Here is a 25,746-nt window from a genome sequence, read left to right on the forward strand (position 1 = left end):
CGGTCAGGCGTCCAGGGCCGCGCGCCAGAGGCGCACCGCCTCCGCCGACACCGGCCCCGACCACCCCGCGGGGCGACTCGCTCCGCCGATGTGGAAGGCCGAGACACCGGCCGCCCGCAGGGCCGGGACGTGCTCGAGGCGCAGGCCACCGCCCACCAGGATCTGCTGGGTGTAACCGGGATCGCCGGCGGCCGACCGCGCCGCCTCCGCGAGCAGGACGTCGAGCCCCGCGTCCACCCCGTCCGCCGACCCGGCGGTGAGGTACGTGTCGAGCCCCGGCAGATCGGCGAGCTGCTTGCGCAGCGCGTCGCGGTCGGTGGTCCGGTCGATGGCCCGGTGGAACGTCCACCGGCAGCCGACCAGTTCGGCCACGAGCCGCTCCACGACGGCCAGGTCCGGCCCGCCGTGCTCGTCGAGGAACCCGAGGACGAACTCGTCCGCCCCCGCCGCCCGCAGCTCCCGCGCGGCACGGACCAGCGTGGCCACGTCGTCGGCGGAGCCCGCCGCGAACCCGTCGGTGAGCCGCAGCATCACGCGCAGCCGGATGTCCACGGCGGCGCGGATGGCCGTGAACGTCTCGACGGACGGCGTGAGCCCGTCCGCGGCCATGTCCGTGACCAGCTCGAGCCGGTCCGCACCTCCGGCCTGAGCGGCGACCGCGTCCTCGGCGTCGAGGGCGATCACCTCCAGGACTGCACGCTCGCTCATGAGGCTCCAGACAGGTCTAGTCCAATGGTCCGCCCGCTCACTTTACGCCGCGCGCACCGCGAGCGCGACTCCTGATCGCGTATCCGAATTGCTTGCCCCAGGTACCCCCAGGGGGTATAACTGGATCAGGTGAGAAGGTACCCATAGGGGGTACTCGGAACGACGGTACGTCCATGGCACACCAAACGGTGGACCATGGAAGTGCCGGAACGTTCCCGACCACGTCCCGCGATCGAGGAGGCACCATGTCGGCGCACACCGTCGTCCCGCCCGCACAGGTTGAGCTCGCCATCGGCGGCATGACCTGCGCGTCGTGCGCCGCCCGCGTAGAGAAGAAGCTGAACCGCATGGACGGCGTCGAGGCGACCGTCAACTACGCGACCGAGAAGGCCAAGGTCAGCTACGCGGACGGGGTCGAGGTCGCGGACCTCGTCGCCACCGTCGAGGCCACCGGATACACGGCGCGGCCGCCCGCGCCCCCCGCCGCCCCCGCGTCCTCGTCCGCGTCGTCCACCGAGGGCGGCGACGAGGACGAAAGCGAGCAGGAGGACGGCCGGGCGCTGCGTTCGCTGCGCGAGCGGCTGATCACCGCCGTCGTGCTCGCCGTACCCGTCGTCGCGATGTCGATGATCCCGGCCCTCCAGTTCGAGTACTGGCAGTGGCTGTCCCTCACCCTCGCCGCGCCCGTCGTGGTGTACGGGGCCTGGCCCTTCCACAAGGCCGCCTTCACCAACGCGCGGCACGGCGCCGCGACGATGGACACCCTGGTCTCGGTCGGCGTCTCCGCCGCGTTCCTGTGGTCGCTGTGGGCGCTGTTCTTCGGCACGGCCGGCATGCCCGGCATGACGCACCCCTTCGAGCTGACCATCGCCCGTACCGACGGCGCCGGGAACATCTACCTGGAGGCCGCCGCGGGCGTCACCGCGTTCATCCTCGCGGGCCGCTACTTCGAGGCGCGCTCCAAGAGGAAGGCCGGCGCCGCGCTCAGGGCGCTGCTGCACCTGGGCGCCAAGGACGTCACCGTCGTACGGGACGGTGGGCGCGAGGAGACCGTTCCCGTGGGCGAGTTGAAGGTCGGCGACCGCTTCCTCGTACGCCCCGGGGAGAAGATCGCCACCGACGGCGCCGTCGTCGAGGGCACCTCCGCCGTGGACGCCTCCATGCTCACCGGTGAGTCCGTGCCGGTCGAGGTCGCGGCGGGCGACGCCGTCACGGGCGCCACCCTGAACGTCGGCGGGCGGCTCGTCGTCGAGGCCACCCGCGTCGGCGCCGACACCCAGCTCGCCCGCATGGCGAAGCTCGTCGAGGACGCGCAGAACGGGAAGGCCGCGGCCCAGCGCCTCGCCGACAGGATCTCCGCGGTGTTCGTGCCGGTCGTCATCGCGCTCGCCCTCGCCACGCTCGCCTTCTGGCTGTTCAAGGGGGAGGGGCTCACGGCCGCCTTCACCGCCGCCGTCGCCGTACTGATCATCGCCTGCCCGTGCGCCCTCGGGCTCGCGACGCCCACCGCCCTCATGGTCGGCACCGGCCGCGGCGCCCAGCTCGGCATCCTGATCAAGGGCCCGGAGGTCCTGGAGACGACCCGCAAGGTCGACACGATCGTCCTCGACAAGACCGGAACCGTCACCACGGGACGTATGACCCTGCTCGGCGTGCACACCGCCGAAGGTGTCGGGCGGACCGAGGCGCTGCGCCTCGCCGGGGCGCTCGAGCACGCGTCCGAGCACCCGATCGCGCAGGCCGTGGCGGCGGGAGCGGCGGCCGAGGTCGGCACCCTGCCGGCGCCCGAGGACTTCGCGAACGCCGCCGGGCTCGGCGTCCAGGGCGTCGTGGACGGACACGCGGTGCTCGTGGGGCGCGAGCAGCTGCTGAAGGACTGGGAGATCCGGCTCCCGGAGGGGCTCGCGAAGGCGAAGGCCGAGGCCGAGCAGGCCGGGCGTACGGCGATCGCCGTGGCCTGGGACGGGGAGGCGCGCGCGGTCCTGGAGGTGGCCGACGCGGTGAAGGAGACCAGCGCGGAGGCCGTCGGGCGACTGCGCGGACTCGGCCTGCGCCCGGTGCTGCTGACCGGGGACAACGAGGCCGTGGCCCGTTCCGTGGCGGCCGAGGTCGGCATCACGGACCCGGCGGACGTCATCGCGGAGGTCCTCCCCCAGGACAAGGTCGACGTCGTCAAGCGGCTTCAGGCCGAGGGGCGTTCGGTGGCCATGGTCGGCGACGGCGTCAACGACGCGGCGGCGCTCGCGCAGGCCGACCTCGGGCTCGCGATGGGCACGGGGACGGACGCGGCGATCGAGGCCGGCGACCTCACCCTCGTACGGGGCGACCTGCGGGCGGCGGTCGACGCGATCCGGCTCTCGCGCCGGACCCTGGGCACCATCAAGGGCAACCTGTTCTGGGCCTTCGCCTACAACGTGGCGGCGCTGCCGCTCGCCGCGGCGGGGCTGCTCAACCCGATGATCGCGGGGGCGGCGATGGCCTTCTCCTCGGTGTTCGTGGTCGGCAACAGCCTGCGGCTGCGCCGGTTCAAGGGGCAGGTGTCGTAAGCCGGAGTGACGCCGTAAGGGGCGGTACAGTCGCCGGACTGTGACCGCCCCTTCACGCTGTGCGTACGCCCTGCTGTCCCTGTCCGCCGTCGCGCTGACCGCCCTGTGCGTAGGGCAGGGGATGCCGATGGCGGACGTGCTCGTCTACCGGGCCGAGGGCGCCGCCGTCCTCGCCGGTGGCGGCGATCTGTACGGGTTCGCCGTCACGGAGTGGCAACTGCCCGCCACCTACCCGCCGTTCGCGGCGCTGCTCTTCGCGCCCGCGGCATGGATCCCGCTCCCGGCCCTCAAGGCCGCGTTCCTCCTCGGCAACATCGCGCTGGTCGTCGTCCTGGTCCGGCAGTCCTGCCGCCTCGCCGACCTGCGGGTGTCGCGGGCGGCGGTGTGCGGGCTCGCCGCGCTCGCGCTGTGGCTCGAACCGGTCTTCCAGACGATCCTGTTCGGCCAGATCAACCTCGCCCTCGCGTGCCTGGTCCTGTGGGACCTGACACGCCCGCCCGGCGCGCGCGTCAAAGGCCTCGCACTCGGCATCGCCACCGGCATCAAGCTCACGCCCGCCGTCTTCATCGTCCACCTGTTCCTCACGGGGCGGCGGCGGGAGGCGGGACACGCGGTGGCCGGGTGCCTCGGCACGGTGGCCGTGGGGGCGCTCGTCCTGCCGTACGCGAGCTGGGAGTTCTGGACGCGGCGGCTCTACGAGACGGGGCGGGTCGGCAAGGCGTGGATCGTCGACAACCAGTCCTTGCAGGGGCTGGTCGCGCGCGTGCTGCACACCGCTGAGCCGGGACTCGTGTGGGCCGTGCCGGCCGGCCTTGTCGCGGTGCTCGGCCTGTACGCGGCGGTGCGGTGGGCGCGGCGCGAGTCCCACGGGGTGGTGCTCACGGCGCTCACCGCGCTGCTCGTCTCGCCCATCAGCTGGTCGCACCACTGGGTGTGGTGCGTGCCGCTGATCGCGGTGGTGTGGGCGGAGGGGTGGCGTCGCACGGCGTGGTGTCTCGCGCTCCTCTTCACGGCCCGCACCATGTGGCTCCTGCCGCACGAGGGCAACCTGGACCTCCACTTCCCCTGGTGGCAGCAGCCCCTGGCCTCCCCGTACGCCCTGCTCGCCTGCGCCGCACTCTGGGCCAGTCAAGCCCCTGCGGCGATTGAGCAGCGGGGTCCGGGGCGGAGCCCCGAGAGCGCAACGCCGGTTCGGCAATGACAGCCCCGCCGGCGATTGAGGCGCGGGGTCCGGGGCGGAGCCCCGTGGCGTGGGGACGGTCGACCGCAACCGCCCCGGTCAGCTCTCCGCGAGGAGGTCGTCCGCGTCGACGATCCGGTAGGCGTACCCCTGCTCCGCCAGGAACCGCTGGCGGTGCGCCGCGAAGTCCTGGTCGATCGTGTCCCGCGCGACGACGGAGTAGAACCGCGCCTCGTGCCCGTCGGCCTTCGGCCGGAGCACGCGCCCCAGCCGCTGCGCCTCCTCCTGACGCGAGCCGAACGTACCGGACACCTGGATCGCGACCGTCGCCTCCGGCAGGTCGATGGAGAAGTTCGCGACCTTCGACACGACGAGGACGGAGATCTCGCCCTCCCGGAACGCGTCGAAGAGCTTCTCGCGCACCGCGTTCGTCGTCTCGCCCTTGATGACCGGCGCGTCGAGGTGCTCGCCCAGCTCGTCGAGCTGGTCGATGTACTGGCCGATGACGAGCGTCTGCTCACCCGCGTGCTTGCGGACCAGCGCCTCCGTCACCTTCTGCTTCGTGGCCGTCGTCGCACAGAACCGGTACTTCTCCTCGGCCTCCGCGGTGGCGTACGCGAGCCGCTCGGAGTCCGTCAGATTGACCCGCACCTCGACACAGTCGGCGGGCGCGATGTACCCCTGCGCCTCGATCTCCTTCCACGGAGCGTCGAACCGCTTCGGCCCGATGAGCGAGAACACGTCGGACTCCCGCCCGTCCTCACGCACCAGCGTCGCCGTGAGACCGAGCCGCCGCCGCGCCTGGAGATCGGCGGTGAACTTGAAGACCGGCGCGGGCAGCAGGTGCACCTCGTCGTACACGACGAGGCCCCAGTCGCGGGAGTCGAACAGCTCCAGGTGCGGGTAGACACCCTTCCGCTTCGTCGTCAGCACCTGGTACGTGGCGATGGTGACCGGGCGGATCTCCTTCTTCGTACCGCTGTACTCGCCGATCTCGTCCTCGGTCAGCGACGTCCGCTTCACCAGCTCGTGCTTCCACTGGCGGGCCGAGACGGTGTTCGTGACGAGGATCAGCGTGGTCGCCTTCGCCTCGGCCATGGCCCCGGCGCCGACGAGCGTCTTGCCGGCGCCGCACGGCAGCACGACGACACCGGACCCGCCGTGCCAGAAGTTCTCCACCGCCTGCTTCTGGTACGGGCGCAGTGACCACTCGGCCTCGTCGAGCGCGATCTCGTGCGCCTCGCCGTCCACGTAACCCGCGAGGTCCTCGGCGGGCCAGCCCAGCTTCAGCAGCGTCTGCTTGATCTGGCCGCGCTCCGAGGGGTGCACGGCGACGGTGTCGGCGTCGATGCGGGCGCCGACCAGCGGCTGGATCCGCTTCGAGCGGAGGATCTCTTCAAGGACCGGCCGGTCGGTGCTCGTGAGTACGAGCCCGTGCGCCGGGTGCTTGCTCAGCGTGAGGCGCCCGTAGCGGTCCATCGTCTCGGCGATGTCGACGAGCAGCGCGTGCGGCACGGGGTAGCGGGAGAACTCCACGAGCGCGTCCACGACCTGCTCCGCGTCGTGCCCGGCGGCCCGCGCGTTCCACAGCCCGAGCGGCGTCACCCGGTACGTGTGGATGTGCTCGGGCGCGCGCTCGAGCTCGGCGAACGAGGCGATCGCCCGGCGGCAGTCGTCGGCCCGCTCGTGGTCTACCTCGAGGAGCAGGGTCTTGTCGCTCTGGACGATGAGTGGACCGTTCACCTACGCACTTCCCTTCAGCACGGCCAAACGTCCAGTGTGCCGCATCCCGGCAAGCGCGTGGCGTCACTGATCGGAGAGCTCCGCCACCCCCGTCACCCGGTGCAGGGGGTAGGTGCGGACCTCGTCGGCCGTGTGGTCGTAGGCCGTGACGAAGCCGCCCTCGACGCGGATGGGGGCGATGACGCGCTGGCTCGCGGCGCCCTCCGCGTTGACGTAGCCGATCCAGAGGGCCTCGCCGGTCATGACGGCGGCCTGCATCGTGGCGAGGGTCTCGGCGGACGTGGTGCGGGGCAGCTCGCCGGTGCCGGGGTGGGCCGGGGCCTGCTTGCGCGGGGCGGTGGAGGCGGCGTCGCCCGCGCGGATCGCACGGAGGGCCGCGTCGACGAGGGTGTCGTCGGGCAGCGGCGGGCCGTCGGGGACCGGGTCGGGGGCGGTGCGGGGCGGGGTGCGGTGGGCGTGCGCGCGGGCGATCAGGACGTCGCCCTCCGGGGTCTCGGCGGCCGGGGCGAAGCCCATGGAGCGCAGGCCTTCGAGGAGCGTGCCGGGGTCGGCCTGCGCCGCGAGGACGGTCGGCGCGAGGCGGCGCAGGCGCAGCGGCGCGGACCGCTTGTCCGCCAGGATCTCGCCGAGTACGGCGTCGTCGTCGCAGCGCACGTACGCGGAGGCCGCGCCGATCCGCAGATGGCCGTGGCGGCGGGCGATGTCGTCGATGAGGTAGGCGAGGGGCTGCGGGACGGGCGTACGGGAGTGCTGGGTGAGGAAGGTCTGCAGGTCGGACGCCGTGCGGCCGGCGTCGAGTGCACGGCGCACCGAGCCGGGCGTGAAGCGGTAGACCGTCGCGCCGCCCTTCGACTCGACGTCGGCGATGACGGAGAGGGCGTCCGCGAGCGGCCGTTCCAGGGGGCCGGGGGCGACCGCCGTGAGGTCGGCCTGGAGGAGGACGTGGTCGAGCGGTTCGGGGAGCAGGGGCGCCAGCAGCTTCGCGGCGCGGGCGGCGGTGAGGGCCGCTTCGGCGGGGGTGAGGGGGTGCGGTGCGGCGTGGTTCTCGTCGGGGGCCTGGAGCAGCGCTCTGCCGTGCGCCGAGAGGGCGCCGCGGCCCGTGAGGCCGAGCAGTTCGGCCTCCGCGAGGGTCCACTGGGCGAGGCGGGTGCGCAGGTCGAGCGCGGCGGGGGAGGGGCGCTCCCAGGTGAGGCGTTCCGTGACCGAGTGGGGCTCGGGGGCGGCGCCCTCCGGCAGCTCGGTGAGGAGGAGGGCGAGGACCCGGTGGCGTACCTCGGGAGCCGCCGAACGGTCCAGGTGCGGGCCGAGCGCGGACAGCGTTCTGTCCTTGCCGTCCCGGCCGCCGACGAGTCCCGCCGTGCGGGTCGCCGGGAGCCAGGCCGCGGCAAGCCGCTCCCAGCGCTCGGCCGGGGGCAGCAGCACCCACTCGTCGTACGCGGGGGTCGCCGCGTACCGCTCGTCGGCCTCGCCGTCGGACGCCAAAAGCCCTGCCGCGTAGGCGAGTTCGACCCAGAAGGCGGCGGTCGGCTCGGTCGTGTCGAGGGCGGCGGCGGTGCGCTTGAGGTCGCGGACGCTCAGGCCGCCCGCGCGGAGCACGGCGGGCCCGCCCTCGTCCCAGTCCTTCAGCAGCTCCTCGACCGTCGTCACCGCCGTGTACGCCTCGGCCGCGGCGGTCGCGTCCACAACCTGTGGACGGTGCGCCGCCTTCTCCCGTACGGGAGGGGCCACGGGCTCCAGCTCACGGTGCGCACGGCCGCCGCGCAGGTGCAGGGCCGCCTCGCGGGGCAGCACCACGGTGCCGGGGGTGGTCGGCACGAGCAGCCCGCGGTCGAGCAACCACCGCAGGTGCGCCGCCGGTTGGGCCGTGACCTGGCCGTACGGCGGGCCCCACACGAGGCGGTTCAGTACGTCGACGGATTCGGCCGGGGCCTCGTCGAGCAGCGCCGACATCCGGGTCGGGTCGGTGAAGAGGGAGGTGAGCGCGGCGATGGCCGACACGGGGTCGTGCGTGGAGGGCAGCCCCGCCGCCGCGACGATCTCCTGTACGCGGCCCGGCGACATCCCCGACGTGGCCTCCGCGACGGTCGGGCCGAGGCCCGTCGGGGACGGGTGCTGCGGGGTGGGCGCGAGGAGTTCGCGGGCCGTGCGGACGAGGCGCAGCTGGTCGTCGCCACCCCAGACGAGGGCCTGGCCGCGCAGGGCGGTGACGGCGCGGGGGAGCGCGGCGACGGAGTCCTCGCCGGGGAGGAGGGTCTGCAACGTCTCGTACGTCGTCGGGTCCGGGGCCACCGCGAGGGCCTGCGCCACCTGAAGTGTGTACCGGTCCAGGCGGTCGAGCGCGCGGATCACCGAGGCGCGGGTGCCGGCGCGGGTGGCGAGCTGCGTCATGTCGTTCGGCACGGGGCCGAGCAGGTCGGGGCGTACGCGCAGGAGTGCCGCGAGGGACCCGTCGTCGCGCGCGCGGAGCGCTTCCGCGAGGGAGCGGGGGGCTGCCGCGGGCGTCTGCTCGTCGCTGCTCATCCCACCCACGGTAGCGGGTGTGTTTCGGTCGGCCCGTGGTTGAGCGGTTCCGGGGCGGGTGCCGATTGCGTCCATCCGCGCCGTGGCTGGTGCCCGCGCCATCGCTGCGCGGCACCGCCCCTGCCCGGCCGCGCCGATGCCGATGCCGACGCCGCCCTTGGCCCTTCTCCCTCCCACCCGCCCCCTCCGGGGGCTTCGCCCCCGCGGGGTGGGGGGTGTTGGTCCGGGCCTGCCGTGACCGGTACGCAGCACCGTGTTCCTCGCCGCACCGCGGCCGGGGCCGCTGGTTCGCGCTGCGCGCCACCGCTCCTGCCCCGAGGCCGTTCCTGGCCCTTCTCCCTCCCACCCGCCCCCTCCGGGGGCTTCGGCCCCACGGGGCGTGGGTGTTGGTCCGGGCCTGCCGTGACCGGTACGCAGCACCGTGTCCCTCGCCGCACCGCGGCCGGCGCCACCGTGATCGTTGCGCGGCACCGGGGTGCCGCCTTGCCCACCCTGCCGCCCAAGGCGGCAGATTGCCCAGGACGAGGTGGGCCCGACCGTCACGGGTGGGGAGCCGTCTCGGTGGCTGATTGCCAAGGCGGGGTGGGCCCGACCGTCGCGGGTGGGGAGCTGTTCCGGTGGCTGATTGCCCATGGCGGGGTGGGGCCGGACCGCTACGGGTGGGGAGCCGTTCCGGCGGCGGGTTGTCCGAGTCGGGTGGGGGGGCGATCGTCACGGATGGGGAACCGCCCCGGGCGGTGGATTGCCCGAGGCGGGTGGGCCCGATCGTCGTGGGTGGGAGTCGTTCGTGCGGCAGGGTGTCCGAGGTGGGTGGAGGTTGACCGGCACGGGTGGGGAGTTGTTCCGGCGGAGGGGCGTCCACGGCGGACCGGCATGGGTGGGGGGCGTTGCGGGGGTGGGTGGTGCCGGGAATTTGAGCCCCTGCGGCGATTGAGCAGCGGGGGCCGGGGCGGAGCCCCGTGGCTGTAACGGCGGTGCGGCGTCCGGTCGGCGGGGCCAGGTCATTCGAGCCCCGCCGGCGATTGAGGCGCGGGGGCCGGGGCGGAGCCCCGTGGCCCGGGGGCGGCTGGGTGGGAGATGACGCAGAGGGACTCGGACGGGTGGCGGGGAACCGGCGGGGAGGGGCCCGGGCCGGGGCGGGGGATTCGCGATACCGTCGACGAGTCAACAGCGCCACCCCGGAGGGGACTTCGTGGGGATCGAGAGTGATCAGATCGTCTTCGACTACCTGAGCAAGGTCGGAGACCTGGCCCAGTCGCGGCAACTGCCGTCGGCGACCAGAATGCGCCTGGTCGCGGACCTGCGCAGTGAGATCGACCGGCGCCGCGCAGCTGGTGGCACGGACAGCCCGGCCGCCGTGCGCAAGCTGATCGGCCGGATCGGCACCCCGGACGAGATCGTCACCGGGGCGAAGGACGGCGACGGCAGCTACGACTTCGGTGACCCGGGCGAGGAGCCCGAGCAGGGCAAGGGCACGCTCGGCCGCATCGTGCCGAAGGCCCGCGTACCCCGTATACCCGGCGCGCCCGGCACACCCCGCACGCCTCGCACGCTCCGCACACCCCGCACGCGCCGCAAGGCCGTGGCGGACGAGCCGCCCGGGGACGTCGACGACGGACCGGCGCCCGTGCACCTCGCCGGCACCGACGAACTGGGCACGATCGAGGCCGCCGACTGGTGGCGCGCCGGGGGCGGCGGCATACCGGGCACCGAGATCGACGACGTACCGGGGTTCGTCGGAGGCATAGAGATCCCGGACATACTCAAGCCGCCCGGCGAGGGCAGCCGCCGCGGCCCCGATCTCCGTAAGCGCCCGCCCGCCCCCAAACCCGCCGAGGACGAGTTCGACGAGGGCGAGGGCGAGGACGACAGCGAAGAGGAAGGGGGTGCGGAGGGGGGCTCCGCGAAGGTCCGCCGGCTGCTCCGGCCCCGCCGCGCCGTCGGCCGCGTACCCCGCGCCTCCTTCGGACGCTCCTTCACCCAGCCCTTCCTGCTGCTGGCCGCCGTCGCCCTGGTCGTCGGCGCCGTACTGGGCAACATCCTCGTACTGCTGATCGGTTGGGCCGTCGTCTACCTGTCGCGGCAGCTGACCGTCGGGCAGAAGAAGTGGGCGGTGTTCGGTCTGCCGGGGCTCGCCGCGATCACCGGCCTGGTCTGGTTGTGGGGCCGTGGCGACGGTCGTTGGGGCGATCCGATAGCCGACGGCAAGTTGAGCGGCGCGCTCGACGAGACGTGGCCGTGGGTGCTGCGCGGCGCGGCGTTCGCCTCCGCGCTGTACCTGGTGTGGCGCGCACGCTCCCCCAGAGTCTGAGCCTCACCCCCGAAACTCACTCCGCGAGGTCCGACTCCAGCTCCGACAGGATCTGGTTCGCCGCCGTGTAGCCGACGCCCTGCATCCACAGTTCGTCGTCGACGTTGTAGACCCGGCTGTCCCGTACCGCCCTGATGCCGCGCCACTGGCCGCTCGTGGTCGCCTCCGTGACCTGGGCCAGGCCCGGATTCCCGTACGTGGACGTGAAGATGGCGTCCGCGTCCGCCGCGCCGATCTGCTCGGCGCCCACTCCGTACGAGACGCCGTTTCCGGCCCGGGCCGTGAACGCGGGGCGGCCGAGGCCGACGTCGGCCAGGATCGTGCCGACGGGGTTCCGCTTGCCGTAGACGCGGATGTCGGAGTTCGCGACGAACCGGATGACGTTGACCTCGGTCCGCGCCGCCGCGCGCGCCCCGCCGACGGCCTTGGTGACGGCGGCGACGTGGTCCTTGTACGTGGCGGCCACCTGCTTGGCCCGCGCCTGCTCGCCGAGCGCGTCGGCGTGCACGAGGAAGTTCCGCTTCCAGGCGTGGTCCGCGGCCCCGGTCAGGACGGTGGGGGCGAGGGCGCTGAGCTGCTTGTAGAGCCGGCCGTCGTGGGCCTTGTCGCCGAGGATCAGGTCGGGCTCGAGCGCGGCGATCTTCTTGAGGTCGGGTTTGTCCGCCTCGCCGACCCGGGTGATGCCGCGGGTCTTCGACGCGGGCAGGTACGAGAGGAAGGCCTGCTCGGCGCCGGCCCCGGTCGCCCCCACGGGCCGTACGTCGAGGCTGATCGCCGAGTCGAGCCCGGCGGCGTCGAGGACGACCACCCGCTTCGGAGCGTTCTTGACCTTTACGTCGCCCATGGCGGTGTTCACCGTGTGGCTGCCGGTGGCCTTGGCGGCGGGCTTGGCGGCGCTTCCGTCGTCGTCCGCGCCGCAGGCGGAGAGGGTGAGCGCGAGGGCGATCACGGCACCGAGGGTGAGGCGGGTGTGGTTCATGAGCGCCCATGGTGCCCTTGGGACCGCCTGCGGGGAACCCGTCACCGCGCAGGGCCCCGTACGGATCGGCTTCGAGGCGGCCGAGGCCGTGGAGGCAGAATGAATCCCATGGCTCCCCACGAAGACCCCACGTCCCCGTCCCCTGCCCCGGCCTCCGGCCCCACGGTCGGCTTCGATCTCGACATGACGCTGATCGACTCGCGGCCCGGCATCCGCGCCACCTGGGTCGCGCTGTCCGAGGAGACCGGGATGCGGATCGACGCGGACCTGATCGTCTCGCGTCTGGGGCCGCCGCTGACCGACGAGTTGGCGCACTGGTGCCCGCCGGAGCAGATCCCGGCCATGGCCGACCGCTACCGTGAGATGTATCCCACATACGGGATCGAGCCGACGCTGCTGATGCCGGGCGTGCGCGAGACCATCGCGGCCGTGCACGCGGCGGGCGGCCGGGCCATCGTCGTCACCGCCAAGTACGAGCCGAACGCCAAGCTGCACCTGGCCCACCTCGGCATCGAGGCGGACGCCGTGATCGGCGACCTGTGGGCGGAGGGCAAGGGCCACGCGCTGCGCGAGCACGGCGCGAGCGTCTACGTCGGAGACCACACCGGCGACGTACGCGGGGCACGCACCGCGGACGCGCTGTCCGTGGGCGTGACGACGGGTCCGTGCGACGCCGCCGAACTGCGGGAGGCGGGCGCCGACGTGGTGCTGAAGGACCTGACCGCGTTCCCGGCCTGGCTGGCGGCTTACGTCAAGGACCGGGCCGACCAGGCCTAGGTCGCCGAGCGCGCCGCACGGCGCTGCGCCGCGACGCCGCGCAGCACCCCGGCCGCGGCGATGAGGAACCCGACGCCCATCAGCATGCACACCGCGTACGCGATGGGCGGGAACGGGTCGGTGTGGAGGAACAGCGGGGCCACCGTGACGAGGGTGGCGATCGCCCCCACGATGAAGACGATGCCGCCGGCTTTCACGAGGCCGTCGCCGGGGCCGGTCTCGGCCGCCGCGGAATCGGCTTGGGTTTTGTCGCGCACCCAGCCAGGGTAGTTCCCAGCGCAGAGAGACAAACAGGGGCCAAGCACGGAGCGGAGAGCGAACCCTCAGGCGACATCTTGTCACCGGCCCCGAGAGCAATAGTCTTGGTGACGGCGGGTCGGACCACGGCCCGCTGTCCTGCTATCCAGACCCTGTATCCCAGCGTTTTCTTCAGTTTCGAGGACGAGGACTTCACGTGCCTACCGGCAAGGTCAAGTGGTTCAACAGCGAGAAGGGCTTCGGCTTCCTCTCCCGCGACGACGGCGGTGACGTCTTCGTGCATTCCTCCGTACTTCCCGCAGGCGTGGACGCCCTCAAGCCCGGCCAGCGGGTGGAGTTCGGGGTGGTCGCCGGTCAGCGCGGCGACCAGGCGCTCTCCGTCACCATTCTCGACCCGACGCCGTCGATCGCGGCGGCGCAGCGCCGCAAGCCGGACGAATTGGCTTCGATCGTCCAGGACTTGACGACGCTGCTGGAGAACATCACACCGATGCTGGAGCGCGGCCGCTACCCGGAGAAGACGGCGGGCAAGAAGATCGCCGGTCTGTTGCGGGCGGTGGCGGACCAGTTGGACGTCTGAGTCCGGGTCCGCCGACCGCGGCCGACCACTAAGGGAAGGACAGCGCGTCCGGCGCGAGCGCCGGTACCAGGCCCTCGGCGGCGGCCCGGGTCAGCAGACCGCGGATCGCCGCATAGCCGTCCTCGCCGAGGTCGGCCGTGAACTCGTTGACGTACAGGCCGATGTGCTGGTCGGCGACGGCCGGGTCCATCTCCTGCGCGTGGTCCATGACGTACGGGCGGCTGGTCTCGGGGTCGTCCCAGGCCATCCGTACCGAGGTGCGCACGGCGTCCGCGTAGGCGCGCAGCGTGTCGGCGCCCAGCGAGCGGCGGGCGATGATCGCGCCGAGCGGGATCGGCAGGCCCGTCGTGGCCTCCCAGTGCTCGCCCATGTCGGCGAGCTTGTGCAGGCCGTAGTTCTGGTACGTGAAGCGGGCCTCGTGGATGACGAGCCCGGCGTCGATCTTGCCGTCGCGCACGGCGGGCATGATCTCGTGGAACGGCATGACGACGATCTCGCCGACCCCGCCGCCGGGCACGACGTCGGCCGCCCAGAGCCGGAACAGCAGATAGGCGGTGGAGGTCTCGCTCGGCACCGCGACGCGCTTGTCGGAGAGGTCCACGCCCGGCTCGCGGGTCAGGACCAGCGGGCCGCAGCCCCGGCCGAGCGCGCCGCCGCACGGCAGCAGCGCGTAGTCGTCGAGGACGTACGGCAGGACCGCGTAGCTCACCTTCAGGAGGTCGTACGTGTCCTCGCGGCGCTCGGCGACGCCGTTGGTGATGTCGATGTCGGCGAACGTCACGTCGAGCGCGGGGGCGCCGGGGACGCGGCCGTGGGCCCAGGCGTCGAAGACGAAGGTGTCGTTCGGGCAGGGCGAGAAGGCGATGCGGGTGGGCTCGGCCCCCGCTGCGGTGTCGGTCATGTGTTCTTCCAACTCTCCAGTACGGGCGCCGTCTTCCCGAAGGCGGAGGCCAGCGCGGCGAGCGCGTCAGCGATCCGCCAGGCGTCGCGGTCGCGGGGGCCGACGGCGTTGGAGACGGCGCGTATCTCGGCCACCGGGATCCCGTGCGCGGCGGCGGCCTCGGCGACGCCGAAGCCCTCCATCGCCTCGGCCACGGCGCCGGGGTGGCGCTGGGCGAGCAGCGCGGCGCGGTCGGCGGTGCCGGTGACCGTGGAGACGGTGAGTACGGCGCCGACGGCGGCGGAGGAGGCGGTGGCCAGCTCTCGTACGAGGGACTCGGGCGGCGTGTGGGTGACGGTGCCGAAGCCGAGCTCGGTGACCGGGACGAAGCCCTCGGCGGTCTCGGCGCCCAGGTCGGCGACGGTGATCGCGTCCGCGATGAGGACCGTGCCGGGCGGGGCCGTGAAGCCGCCGCCGATGCCGGCCGAGACGACCAGCGTGTACGGGGTGCCCGCGAGTTCGGCCCTGGTGAGCGCGGTCGCGGTGCCGGCCGCTGCCGCGGCGGGGCCCACGCCGACCGCCACGACATCAAGCGTGGGGTGGTTCTGCAGCGCGCCCGCCACCGCGTCCCGTTCGGCCGGGACGGCGGTGGCGATCAGTACGCGTGGAGCCATGGTGCGGGTCAGGAGTCCTTCTCGAGCTTGAACGACCACATGCCGTACGCCTTGGAGTTGCCGCCCGACAGGATCGTGACGGTCGTCGCGGAGCCGGAGGCGCCGTACTGCTGGTTGAAGAAGACGCTGCCCGGAACGGTGCGGTAGGTCTTCTTGCTGGAGTCCGTGAGCGGCTGCCCGTTCATCAGGAGCGTCCAGCCCTTGTCCGCGATCTCCGGGTCGACACCGAAGCGGACCGTGGCGTCCGGGTCCACCTTGATGGACTCGGCGTCCTTGGCGTCCTTCAGGCAGTCCTGCAGCGCGGACGGCTTCAGGGCGTCGCCGTCGTTGTAGCAGGTGGCCTCGGAGTTCACCGAGTTGCGGTCCACCGTGACGGTGGCCAGCGGAGTCGGCTTGTCGCAGGCGGAGAGGACGAGCAGTCCGGCGCCGACGACACCGACGGCGGCAGCGGCGCGGCGGTGGCGCTGGGCGAAACGCTGGGAGGTCATGGCGGAAGGCTATCTGGCCCCACCGGTCCCGCTCCGAGTGGGGGAGCGGGTGTCGCGTTTGCGCCGTGAAGACAGTGCCTACGCAACGCGTGCCCGGTGCGAAGGCCCGGAGTGCCGTGCCGACGACAGCAGGCCGCGTACCGTGGACAGCCAGCCCGCCGCCACGATCGCCGCCGCGACACTCAGCCCCAGCACCCCGTTCAGCGGCAGCGCGATCCCGATCGCCCCGCCCAGCACCCACGCCATCTGCAGCAATGTCTCCGAACGGGCGAACGCCGAGGTGCGCACCGCCTCCGGTACGTCCCGCTGGATCGTCGCGTCGAGCGACAGCTTGGCCAGCGCCTGCGCGAACCCGGCGACCGCGGCCAGGCACGCCGTCATGAACGCGCTGAAGAAGACGGCCGAGACGACCGCCACGCCGAGCACCACCGCCACCACCGTCACGATGATGACCTCGGGGGCCCGCGCCTTCAGCCACGCCCCGACCGCCGTGCCCAGCGCGTTCCCCGCCCCCGCCGACACGCCCACAAGGCCGAGCGAGACCGCCGCGCTCTGCCCCGTCAGCGGGTGCTCGCGCAGCAGAAACGCCAGGTAGAAGATGAGGAAGCCGGACAGACAGCGCAGCGTGGCGTTGGCGGCGAGCGCGTGGGTGACGGCCGGGCCGACCGTCCGCAGTCCTGGTCTCCGCCGCCGCTTCACCGGCCCGTGCAGATGCGCCTCGTCCGCCGCGAGCAGCGCCTTGCTCTCGCCCCGCGCCGAGTCCACCTTGTGCGGCATCGAGTACGACAGGAGGGCCCCGCACACGTAGAGCACGAAGGCCCCGTACAGCGGCCAGCGCGGCCCGATCGCCTGGAGGCCCGCCCCGACCGGCGCCGCGGCGCCCGTGGCGAGGAGCCCGCCGAGCGTGACCCGCGAGTTCGCCTTCACCAGGGAGAAGCGGGGTGGGAGCAGGCGCGGCACGACCGCCGAGCGCACCACCCCGTACGCCTTGGATGCGACGAGGACGCCGAGCGCCGCCGGATACAGCTGGAGGCCGCCGCCGGCCACGGCGCCCGCGAGGACCAGCGCGAGCAGCGCCCGCGCCAGCATCGACGCGGACATCGCGGCACGCCGCCCGTGCGGGACCCGGTCGAGCAGCGGGCCGATGACGGGGGCGAGGAGGGCGAACGGGGCCATGGTGATCGCCAGGTACAGCGCGACCCGCCCGCGCGCCTCGTCCGTCGGCACGGAGAAGAACACCGTGGAGGCGAGGGCGACCGTGATCATGACATCGCCGGCGCCGTTCACCGCGTGCAGCTCGATCAGCTTTCCGAGCCCCGACTCGCCCGCGCCGTGCGCGTGCGTCGCTTTGCGGATACCGCGTGCGGTGCCGGTGAAAGGGAGGTGCAGGGCCCGGCCGATTTTGCGAACGAGTGTCGGCGAGTCCGACGCGCGCGACGACGAACCCGACGACGACTTGAACGACGACCTACCGGCAGCCACGCAGCCATGGTGCCCCTTGTTCGGGGGTACTAGTGCCGTTATGGACACTCCGGTCGGCTTTCCGGCCAGGTGCGCCTCGTACGTCGGTGTGGGCGCAGGGCGTCAGACGAGGTAGCGTGCGTAGCGCGCCCGCGGCGGTTGTTCTCGGCCGCGCGCCTCTCGGCCATCCCGCAGAATGGATGGCGTAGGTGCGCCCGGAACGTCGGGCGCGGACGTCGACGCGGCCCTCCGGTCCGCTCCGCCCGCGCTCCCGCACACAGGACGGCGCACTCGTGAGACGGCGTAGGAGAGAAGCGATACCTGTGAGCGCAGCGACAACGCGAAGCCGCACCCCGGACCGCCTGTGCGCCGAGGCGGTGGACATCGCCCGGGCCGCGGCCGAGGAGGCCGCGGCACCCGGTGTGGTCGGCGAGCACGTCGAGATGGTCGTCGAGGGCGACCGCGTCGTCACGCATCTTTTCGAGTGCAAGGAGTTCGGCTACAGGGGCTGGCGCTGGGCCGCGACGGTGGCCCGCGCCTCCCGTGCCAAGTACGTGACGCTCGACGAGGTCGTCCTGCTGCCGGGCCCCGACGCCCTCCTCGCGCCCGAGTGGGTGCCGTGGAGCGAGCGGCTGCGCCCCGGCGACCTCGGGCCGGGCGATCTGCTGCCGACCGAGGCCGACGATCTGCGCCTGGAGCCCGGCTACACCGGCGACGACGGGCCGCCGCCGAACTCTCCCGTGTCCGAGGACATGGCCGAGCTCGTCGAGGCGGAGGACGCCGAGGTCACCGAGGGACCGGTCGGGACGCTGCCGGTCGCCCCCTCCCGTGGCTCGATCGCGTCGGTCGCCGAGGAACTGGGCATGCGCCGGGCGCGGGTGCTCTCCCGGTACGGGCTGCATGTCGCGGCCGACCGCTGGGAGGAGTCCTACGGGTCGAAGACCCCCATGGCGCAGGCGGCCCCCGCCACCTGTGTCTCCTGCGGTTTCCTCGCGAAGATCGGCGGTTCGCTCGGCCAGGCCTTCGGTGTCTGTGCCAACGAGTTCTCGTCCGCGGACGGGCATGTCGTGTCCCTGTCGTACGGGTGCGGGGGCCACTCCGAGGCGGCCGTCATGCCGAAGGCGCCGCGGCCGGCGCCGCCGGTGATCGACGAGACGGTGGTCGACGTCCTCCCCCTGCGCCCCGACGCGGACGCCGGTTCGGTAGGAGCGGTTGCCTCCGGCGACGCGGACGACCTGGGCCACTCGTAGGTCCCTTCGGGCCCGGGTGGGCAAAATCAGCCCCTGCGGCGTTTGAGCAGCGGGGTCCGGGGCGGAGCCCCGGGGCGTCGACCACGGTGCGGTGCATGCTGACGGCTCCGCTGGGAACCCTGCGCGATACGGTTCGGCCGATCACGCCCGCCCGCCCCAGAGGAGTCACCCGTGAGCGTCAGCAGAATCGCGCGCCCGGCACCGGAGGGTGTCGACCCCTTCGACACCGCGCGGCTGCGCCACACCGTGCTGGAGGCGTGGGCCGGCAGCGCCGCCCGGTTCCGGGAGGACGCCAACGCCGAGGAGGACCTCGCACTCGGCGGCTACCGCGACCGCCTCGTCGTCGAACTCGCCCAGAACGCGGCGGACGCCGCCGCGCGGGCCGGTGTCGAGGGCCGTCTCGCGCTCACCCTGAAGGACGGCGTGCTCGCCGCCGCCAACACCGGCGCCCCGCTGGACGAGGCGGGCGTCGAATCGCTGTCCACGCTGCGGGCGTCCGCCAAGCGCGAGGACACGGACGGCGCGGTGGGCCGGTTCGGCGTCGGCTTCGCCGCCGTGCTCGCGGTCTCCGACGAGCCCGCGGTGGTCGGCAGGACCGGTGGCGTGCGCTGGTCGCTGACGGACGCGCGGCTCGCCGCGTCCGACACCGCGCTGCGCAGCCCCGGCCTCGGTGACGAGCTGCGCCGCCGGGACGGTCATGTGCCGCTGCTGCGGCTGCCCTTCGCGGCGGAGGGCTCCGCCCCTGAGCCGTACGACACGGTGGTCATCCTTCCGTTGCGGGATGCCGCGGCGGAGGCGCTGGCCGCGCGGTTGTTGGACGGGGTGGACGACACGCTTCTCCTCGCGCTGCCGGGGTTGACGGAGGTCGTGATCTCGACGGAGGCCGGTACGCGGACCTTGCGTCGCTCTGACGAGGCGCCCTATGTCGTGATCGCCGACACGGGGTTGCGCTCTCGGGGCTCTGCCCCGGACCCCGCTGCTCAATCGCCGCAGGGGCTTGAAGGGGGGCGTGAAGGCGGCTCGTCTGCGGGGCTTGAAGGGCGCTACCGCATCGTCACCCGGAGCGGGCCTCTCGCTCCCGCCCTGCTCGTCGACCGGCCCGTCGAGGAGCGGCTGCGGCCGCACTGGTCCGTGACCTGGGCCGTTCCGGTCGGCGCCGACGGGGCTCCGCAGCGGCCGCGCAGCGAACCCGTCCTGTACGCGCCCACGCCGAGCGACGAGGCGCTCGGGGTGCCGGCGCTGCTCATCGCCTCGTTCCCGCTGGACACGGCGCGGCGGCACGTCGCGCCCGGACCGCTCACCGACTTCCTCACCGAACGCGCCGCCGACGCCTACGCCGAACTGCTCGAAGGCTGGCGCCCGGTCGGCACCGGCATCCTCGACCTCGTACCCGGACCGCTCGGCAAGAGCGAGCTGGACGGGGCCCTGCGCGCCGCCGTCCTGGAGCGGCTGCCGCGCACCGCGTTCCTGCCCCCGGCCGTCGAACCGGGCGACGACGAGGACCGGCCCGCCGTCCTCAAGCCGCGCGACGCCGAGGTCGTCGAGGGCGCGGGCGCCGACACCGTACGGGTCCTCGCCGACGTGCTGCCGAGCCTGCTGCCCGCGGGGCTCGAACGGCGCGTGGAACTCCGGACGCTGGGCGTCGCCCGCGTCCCGCTGACCGAGGCGATCGACCGGCTCGCCGGTCTGGAGAAGGAGCCGGGCTGGTGGCGGCGGCTGTACGAGTCGCTCGCCGGTGTCGACCCGGACCGGCTCAGCGGGCTGCCCGTGCCGCTCGCCGGTGGCCGCACCACCATCGGTCCGCGCCAGGTCCTCCTGCCCTCCGCCGAGGCCTCGGCCGTCGCGGGCGACGCGCTCGCCCGGCTCGGCCTCAAGGTCGCGCACGCCGACGCCGCCCACCCGCTCCTGGAGAAGCTGGGCGCCCTGCCCGCCACCCCGAGGTCCGTCCTGCGGACCCCGCAGGTGCGCGCCGCGGTCGCCGCCTCCCTCGACGACGAGGCGGCCGCCTGGGACGACGAGAACGCCCTGGACGCCGACGAACTGGCCGACGTCGTCCTCACCCTCGTCCGCGACGCCCACCTCGACGTCGGCGACGAGCCGTGGCTCGGTGCCCTCGCCCTCCCCGACGACGAGGGCGAACTCGCCCCCGCCGCCGAACTCGTACTCCCCGGCAGCCCCATCGCCGACGTCCTGCGCGAGGACGAACTGCCGTACGTGGACGCGGACGTGGCCGAGCGCTGGGGACAGGCGCCGCTCGCCGCCTGCGGTGTGCTCGCCACCTTCGCCCTCGTCCGCGCCACCGACGTCGTCCTCGACCCGGACGAACTCGAACCGCGCGACAGCGACTTCCCCGAGCCGGACGACGCGGGGCTCCTCGACGCCGTCGACGTGTGGTGCGAGGACGTGCTCGACCAGCTGCCGGACACTCCCGTACCGCCGGTCGCCACCGAGCTGATCGCCGTACGCGACCTGGACCTCGTCGACGAGGACCGCTGGCCGCAGGCGCTCGCCCTGCTGTCGCAGCCGCCGCTGCGCGACGCGCTCACCCAGCCGGTCCGCATCCTGCTGCCCGACGGCACGCACGAGCTCGTCCGCCCGTACACGGCCTGGTGGCTGCGCGGGAACCCGGTCCTCGACGGCCGCCGCCCGGCCGGACTGCGCGCCGAGGGCGGGGACCCGCTGCTCGTCGGCCTGTACGAGCCCGCCGACGCGGCCGGCTTCGACGACGAGCAGGTGCTGCGTGCCCTCGGCGTCCGCACCTCGGTGGCCGCGCTGCTCGACGAGCCCGGCGGCGCCGCCGAACTCCTCGACCGTCTCGCCGACCCCGACCGCCCGGTCGACGCCGCTCAACTGCACGCCCTCTACGGCAGGTTGGCCGATCTCGACCCCGAACAGGTCACCCTGCCCGACGAGCTGCGCGCCGTCCGGGACGGCGAGGTGGTGGTCGTCGACGCCCGCGACGCCGTCGTCGCCGACGCCCCCGACCTGATCCCGCTCACCGAGGGCCGCGCGCTCCTCCCGGTCGCCCCGGCGAAGGCCGCGCACCTCGCCGAGCTGTTCCAGGTGCGCCGTCTCGGCGAGGTCGTGGACGCCGGGGCGATCGAGGGCGGCGACGTGCACGACGTGCCCGAATCCGTCCGCGTCCTGCTCGGACCCGCGACCCCGGCCTCGTACGTCGAGCACGAGGAGCTGTACGTCTCCGACGTGGAGGTCGACTGGCGGCGCGGGCCCGACGGGGTCGTGCACGCGGCGACGCTGGAGGGGGTCGCGGCGGGGCTTGCGTGGGCGGCGGGGCAGTGGCCCCGGCGGTTCGAGGTCGCGGCGCTCCTCGAGGACCCGTCGCGGACGGCGGAGCTGGCGCGGGACCGCTGGTTCGACTGACCCGCACACGCGGGCTCCGCGAGTCGCCCACAGAAAAGTCAACTTCTGTACAACCAGTCACGCGGGTCGGTGGTCTATCTGGCGGGTCAACAGACCCCTAGACCACTTGGGCCCGCGTGACATCACCAGTACCGAGGGCCCCTTCTCCACCATGGGGAACACATGCGCATTCGTGCCACCGCGGCCGCCGTGACGGTTTCCGGCGCCCTGGCCCTCACCGCATTCGCCGTGCCTGCCGCGCAGGCGGCCGAGAACCCGCTGAGCACCGCGGCCGCTCAGCAGGCCGCCGCGTTCAAGGCCGGCCACGCGGCCCCGCGTGCCTCCACGTTCGCCGCCACCTCCGGCTACGACGATCAGGTCGGCGACACCAAGATCTCGAACGTCGTCGTCCACGGCGGCAAGGACGTCGTCCTCGGCATCTCCGCCAAGGCCAACTTCAAGGTGACCTTCACGGCCACCGACGACTCCGGCATCGACAACACCTCGGCGTACGCGCTCGTCTACCACGGCGCCGACCTGGACTCCTCCAACACCGGCGCCCTGCCGAACGAGGCGGAGGGCGCCACCGTCTGCAAGACCGTCAGCGCCACCACGTCGACCTGCACCCAGAGCTTCACCGTCGACCCGCTGAACCTGTTCAACACGGACGCCGGCTCCTGGAAGGTCTACGCGGGCGTGCAGGCCAAGGACTACGACTACACGATCCGGGAGAAGGCCAAGAGCTACAGCACCAAGCGCTACGCGAAGCTCACCACCAACGCCACCCCCGAGCCCGTCAAGAAGGGCAAGACCCTCACGGTCAAGGGCCTGCTGAGCCGCGCCAACTGGGACACCGGCAAGTACATGGGCTACACCAAGCAGGCGGTGACCCTGCAGTACCGCAAGAAGACGGTCAGCACGTACTCCAACGTCAAGACCGTCACCACGCAGTACCGGACCTCCTCGGTCTACGGCCAGCTCTCGACCACGGTCACGGCGTCCGCCGACGGCTACTTCCGCTACAAGTTCGCGGGGACGTCCACGACCCCGGCCGTGACGTCGACGAGCGACTACGTCGACGTGAACTGACCCCGTAGGCCCCGGAGCGACGTACGCGTCACGCCGGGAAGCGGCGGCCGACCGACTTCCACAGGAACTCCAGGACGACCGCCGCGACCACGGACACCCCGACTGCCGTCCACGGCATCACGGACCCCACCAGCTTCAGCGCGAAGAAGTCCTGCAGCCACGGCACGACCAGGACCAGCAGGAAGCCGAACGCCATCGCCGCCACGAGCCCGATCCGCCACCACGTGTACGGCCGGGCGATGATCGCGAGCACCCACATCGAGATCAGGAACAGCGTCAGCGTCGCCGAGCTGGTCTCGGCGGAGAGCGCGTCCGAACCCGCGTAGTAGTGCCGGGCGATCAGGTACATCACGAACGTGGCGATCCCGGCGACGCCCCCGCCGGGAATCGCGTACCGCATCACCCTGCGGACGAAGTGCGGGCGGGCCCGCTCCTTGTTGGGCGCGAGGGCCAGGAAGAACGCGGGGACGCCGATCGTCAGGGTGGACAGGAGCGTCAAGTGCCTTGGCAGGAAGGGGTATTCGACCTGGAAGCAGACCACGAGCAGGGCGAGCAGCACCGAGTAGACGGTCTTGACCAGGAAGAGGGTCGCGACGCGCGTGATGTTGCCGATGACGCGGCGGCCCTCGGCGACCACTGAGGGCAGCGTCGCGAACGAGTTGTTGAGCAGCACGATCTGGGCGACCGCACGGGTGGCCTCCGAGCCCGAGCCCATCGACACCCCGATGTCGGCGTCCTTCAGCGCCAGCACGTCGTTGACGCCGTCGCCGGTCATCGCGACGGTGTGGCCGTGGGCCTGGAGCGCGCCCACCATGTCCCGCTTCTGCTGCGGCGTCACACGGCCGAACACGGTGCCCTCGTCGAGCGCGTCGGCCAGTTCGGCCGGTTCCTTGGGCAGCGTGCGGGCGTCGACGGTGTTCTCGGCGCCCGTGAGCCCCAGTTTCGCGGCGACGGCGCCCACCGACACCGCGTTGTCACCGGAGATGACCTTGGCCCGGACGTCCTGCTCGGCGAAGTAGTGGAGGGTGTCGCCGGCGTCGGGGCGCAGGCGCTGTTCGAGGACGACCAGGGCGGTCGGTTCGGCGCCGGCCACCACGCCCTCGCCCTCCAGGCCCTCGGGTGCGCGGGCGAGCAGCAGGACGCGCAGCCCCTGCTGGTTGAGCTCCTCGGTGTCGGCGAGGGCCGGGTCGCCCGCGGGCAGCAGCACGTCCGGCGCCCCGAGCAGCCACGCGCTGCCCGTCCCGTTGCCCTCGCTGAACGCGGCGCCGCTGTACTTGCGGGCGGAGGAGAACGGCAGCGCCTCGACGCAGCGCCAGTCCTCGCTGTCCGGGTAGGCGTCGATGATCGCCTGGAGGGAGGCGTTGGGCCGCGGGTCGGACTCGCCGAGGGCGCCGAGCACCTTCCGTACGTACGTCTCGTCGCTGTCGTCGAGCAGCCGCAGCTCCTGGACGTCCATGCCGCCCTCGGTGAGCGTGCCCGTCTTGTCGAGGCAGACCGTGTCGACGCGGGCCAGGCCCTCGATCGCGGGCAGCTCCTGCACCAGGCACTGTTTGCGGCCGAGCCGGATGACGCCGATCGCGAAGGCGACGGAGGTGAGCAGGACGAGGCCCTCGGGGACCATCGGCACGATGCCGCCGACGGTGCGGGCGACGGAGTCCTTGAGGTCGTTCTCCTTGACGACGAGCTGGCTGACGACCAGGCCGAGCGCGGTCGGGATCATCATCCATTGGACGTACTTGAGGATCGTGGAGATGCCGCTGCGCAGCTCGGAGTGGACGAGCGTGAACCGGCTCGCCTCCTCGGCGAGCTGCGCCGCGTACGCCTCGTGCCCGACCTTCGTCGCGGTGAACGCGCCGCCGCCCGCGACCACGAAGGAGCCCGACATGACCTGGTCGCCCGGCTGCTTGAGGACCGGGTCGGCCTCGCCGCTCAGCAGCGACTCGTCGATCTCCAGGCCGTCGGCCTCGGCGCAGCTCCCGTCCACGACGATCTTGTCGCCGGGGCCGATCTCGATGAGGTCGCCGAGCACGATCTCGGAGGTGGAGAGGGCGACGGCGACCCCGTCGCGGCGCACCGTCGGCCGGGCCTCGCCGATCACGGCGAGCGAGTCCAGGGTCTGCTTGGCCCGCCACTCCTGGATGATGCCGATCCCGGTGTTGGCCAGGATCACGAAGCCGAAGAGGCTGTCCTGGATCGGCGCGACGCAGAGCATGATCACCCAGAGCACGCCGATGATCGCGTTGAACCGGGTGAAGACGTTGGCCCGCACGATGTCCGCGACGGACCGCGAGCTGCGCACGGGGACGTCGTTCACCTCGCCGCGCGCGACCCGCTCGGCGACCTCGGCCCGGGTGAGGCCCGCCGCCCGCGCCGGCACCGGTTCCGGCTGGGCCGGATCGAGTTCGGCTCCCGCGTCGATGTGCGTCATGAAAACGACGGTACGGGCGATTTCGGGGTATTACCCCTCGGGGGTCGGAACCTCACGGTCCGTGGCCGCCTCCGCGGCGGCCCGCTTGAGCGCGGCGTCGCGCCCCCGGACGTACCAGATGCCGATGAGGCCGAGTCCGGCGCCGGCCAGGCAGCACCACACCCACCAGGTGGTCCCGTGGTCCTCGAACCAGCCGTAGAACGGCAGCTGCACGAGGAAGAGGACGAACCAGAGGATCGTGCCACCGGTGATGGTGGCGACCACGGGCCCCTCAAGGGGTTCGGGTGCCTCGTGCTTCGGGATCCACTTCGCCATGTGCACAGCTTACGAGGGCCCACCGACAATCCCTCACAAGCCCCGCACCACACGGGTCTACGCGCGGAGATAGCAAATTCGGCCTCATATGTTCATACTGAAACAGCCTGAGTCTGGCCACTTCTGTTCGTATGAAACACCAGCGGAACACCGGGGAAACCCGCGAGTGACCATCCGACGACCAGACTCGATCACGAAT

Annotated in this window: 19 protein-coding genes; 8 read left to right on the forward strand and 11 right to left on the reverse strand. The window is 72.9% G+C overall.

Translation table 11 applies throughout. The features are described 5' to 3' along the window. Positions 1 to 3: 3 nt before the first annotated feature. Complete coding sequence (locus tag ACY34M_RS06950) at positions 4 to 708, reverse strand: copper homeostasis protein CutC (protein WP_462716469.1); 705 nt, start codon at positions 706 to 708, stop codon at positions 4 to 6. A gap of 245 nt (positions 709 to 953) precedes the next feature. Between ACY34M_RS06950 and ACY34M_RS06955 the strand changes: the two genes are divergently transcribed. Together ACY34M_RS06955 and ACY34M_RS06960 are read left to right on the forward strand one after the other, a co-directional pair. Beyond that, on the forward strand, positions 954 to 3,254 hold the full coding sequence (locus ACY34M_RS06955; RefSeq protein ID WP_462716468.1) for a heavy metal translocating P-type ATPase: 2,301 nt from the start codon (positions 954 to 956) through the stop codon (positions 3,252 to 3,254). Positions 3,255 to 3,324: 70 nt separating this feature from the next. Next, the gene (locus tag ACY34M_RS06960) at positions 3,325 to 4,455 is read left to right on the forward strand and encodes a glycosyltransferase 87 family protein (RefSeq protein ID WP_462716619.1); all 1,131 of its coding nucleotides are present in this window, start codon (positions 3,325 to 3,327) and stop codon (positions 4,453 to 4,455) included. 78 nt (positions 4,456 to 4,533) lie between these two features. On the opposite strand, the gene ACY34M_RS06965 is transcribed toward ACY34M_RS06960, so the two are convergent. Together ACY34M_RS06965 and ACY34M_RS06970 are read right to left on the reverse strand one after the other, a co-directional pair. Continuing rightward, positions 4,534 to 6,177, reverse strand: a complete 1,644-nt coding sequence (locus ACY34M_RS06965; protein ID WP_462716467.1) for a DNA repair helicase XPB — start codon at positions 6,175 to 6,177, stop codon at positions 4,534 to 4,536. 63 nt (positions 6,178 to 6,240) lie between these two features. Next, positions 6,241 to 8,697, reverse strand: coding sequence for a helicase-associated domain-containing protein (locus ACY34M_RS06970; RefSeq protein WP_462716466.1), 2,457 nt, complete (start codon positions 8,695 to 8,697; stop codon positions 6,241 to 6,243). 1,192 nt (positions 8,698 to 9,889) lie between these two features. Here ACY34M_RS06970 and ACY34M_RS06975 point away from each other — a divergent pair. Further along, positions 9,890 to 11,008 (forward strand): hypothetical protein, encoded by a 1,119-nt coding sequence (locus ACY34M_RS06975; RefSeq protein ID WP_462716465.1) that lies wholly within the window; start codon positions 9,890 to 9,892, stop codon positions 11,006 to 11,008. Between the two features lie 16 nt (positions 11,009 to 11,024). On the opposite strand, the gene ACY34M_RS06980 is transcribed toward ACY34M_RS06975, so the two are convergent. Next, positions 11,025 to 11,987, reverse strand: a complete 963-nt coding sequence (locus ACY34M_RS06980; RefSeq protein ID WP_462716464.1) for an ABC transporter substrate-binding protein — start codon at positions 11,985 to 11,987, stop codon at positions 11,025 to 11,027. Positions 11,988 to 12,086: 99 nt separating this feature from the next. Between ACY34M_RS06980 and ACY34M_RS06985 the strand changes: the two genes are divergently transcribed. Then, positions 12,087 to 12,764, forward strand: a complete 678-nt coding sequence (locus ACY34M_RS06985; RefSeq protein WP_462716463.1) for an HAD family hydrolase — start codon at positions 12,087 to 12,089, stop codon at positions 12,762 to 12,764. Here the strand turns inward: ACY34M_RS06985 and ACY34M_RS06990 are convergent. Then, a complete protein-coding gene (locus tag ACY34M_RS06990; protein ID WP_462716462.1) occupies positions 12,761 to 13,021 on the reverse strand; it encodes a hypothetical protein in 261 nt (86 codons plus the stop codon). The two genes, ACY34M_RS06985 and ACY34M_RS06990, sit on opposite strands and share 4 nt — an antisense overlap. A gap of 197 nt (positions 13,022 to 13,218) precedes the next feature. Between ACY34M_RS06990 and ACY34M_RS06995 the strand changes: the two genes are divergently transcribed. Beyond that, positions 13,219 to 13,602 carry a cold-shock protein gene (locus tag ACY34M_RS06995; protein WP_385769608.1) on the forward strand — a complete coding sequence of 128 codons (384 nt, stop codon included), beginning with the start codon at positions 13,219 to 13,221 and terminating at the stop codon, positions 13,600 to 13,602. A gap of 28 nt (positions 13,603 to 13,630) precedes the next feature. Here the strand turns inward: ACY34M_RS06995 and ACY34M_RS07000 are convergent, their stop codons facing one another. The 4 genes from ACY34M_RS07000 to ACY34M_RS07015 form a co-directional block, all read right to left on the reverse strand. Next, complete coding sequence (locus ACY34M_RS07000) at positions 13,631 to 14,503, reverse strand: 1,4-dihydroxy-6-naphthoate synthase (RefSeq protein WP_462716461.1); 873 nt, start codon at positions 14,501 to 14,503, stop codon at positions 13,631 to 13,633. After that, positions 14,500 to 15,156 carry a futalosine hydrolase gene (locus ACY34M_RS07005; RefSeq protein ID WP_462716460.1) on the reverse strand — a complete coding sequence of 219 codons (657 nt, stop codon included), beginning with the start codon at positions 15,154 to 15,156 and terminating at the stop codon, positions 14,500 to 14,502. The genes ACY34M_RS07000 and ACY34M_RS07005 overlap by 4 nt, the downstream gene beginning before the upstream one ends. Positions 15,157 to 15,164: 8 nt before the next feature. Beyond that, complete coding sequence (locus tag ACY34M_RS07010) at positions 15,165 to 15,644, reverse strand: DUF2771 domain-containing protein (RefSeq protein ID WP_462716459.1); 480 nt, start codon at positions 15,642 to 15,644, stop codon at positions 15,165 to 15,167. A gap of 78 nt (positions 15,645 to 15,722) precedes the next feature. Beyond that, on the reverse strand, positions 15,723 to 17,126 hold the full coding sequence (locus ACY34M_RS07015) for an MFS transporter (protein WP_462716458.1): 1,404 nt from the start codon (positions 17,124 to 17,126) through the stop codon (positions 15,723 to 15,725). A 302-nt stretch (positions 17,127 to 17,428) separates the two neighbouring features. On the opposite strand from ACY34M_RS07015, the gene ACY34M_RS07020 reads away from it, so the two are divergent. From ACY34M_RS07020 to ACY34M_RS07030, 3 genes are all read left to right on the forward strand, one after another. Beyond that, a complete protein-coding gene (locus tag ACY34M_RS07020) occupies positions 17,429 to 18,355 on the forward strand; it encodes a DUF3027 domain-containing protein (RefSeq protein ID WP_462716457.1) in 927 nt (308 codons plus the stop codon). 171 nt (positions 18,356 to 18,526) lie between these two features. After that, positions 18,527 to 21,736 carry a sacsin N-terminal ATP-binding-like domain-containing protein gene (locus tag ACY34M_RS07025; RefSeq protein WP_462716456.1) on the forward strand — a complete coding sequence of 1,070 codons (3,210 nt, stop codon included), beginning with the start codon at positions 18,527 to 18,529 and terminating at the stop codon, positions 21,734 to 21,736. Positions 21,737 to 21,898: 162 nt separating this feature from the next. Further along, entirely contained in the window at positions 21,899 to 22,804 is a 906-nt protein-coding gene (locus tag ACY34M_RS07030; protein ID WP_462716455.1) for a DUF5707 domain-containing protein, read from the forward strand. A gap of 28 nt (positions 22,805 to 22,832) precedes the next feature. Here the strand turns inward: ACY34M_RS07030 and ACY34M_RS07035 are convergent, their stop codons facing one another. Both ACY34M_RS07035 and ACY34M_RS07040 read right to left on the reverse strand, forming a co-directional pair. Next, on the reverse strand, positions 22,833 to 25,232 hold the full coding sequence (locus ACY34M_RS07035) for an HAD-IC family P-type ATPase (protein ID WP_462716454.1): 2,400 nt from the start codon (positions 25,230 to 25,232) through the stop codon (positions 22,833 to 22,835). Positions 25,233 to 25,262: 30 nt separating this feature from the next. Then, positions 25,263 to 25,547 (reverse strand): DUF2530 domain-containing protein, encoded by a 285-nt coding sequence (locus tag ACY34M_RS07040; RefSeq protein ID WP_462716453.1) that lies wholly within the window; start codon positions 25,545 to 25,547, stop codon positions 25,263 to 25,265. Positions 25,548 to 25,746 lie beyond the last annotated feature (199 nt).

The sequence above is a fragment of the Streptomyces sp. EDA2-14 genome (genome assembly GCF_054963755.1).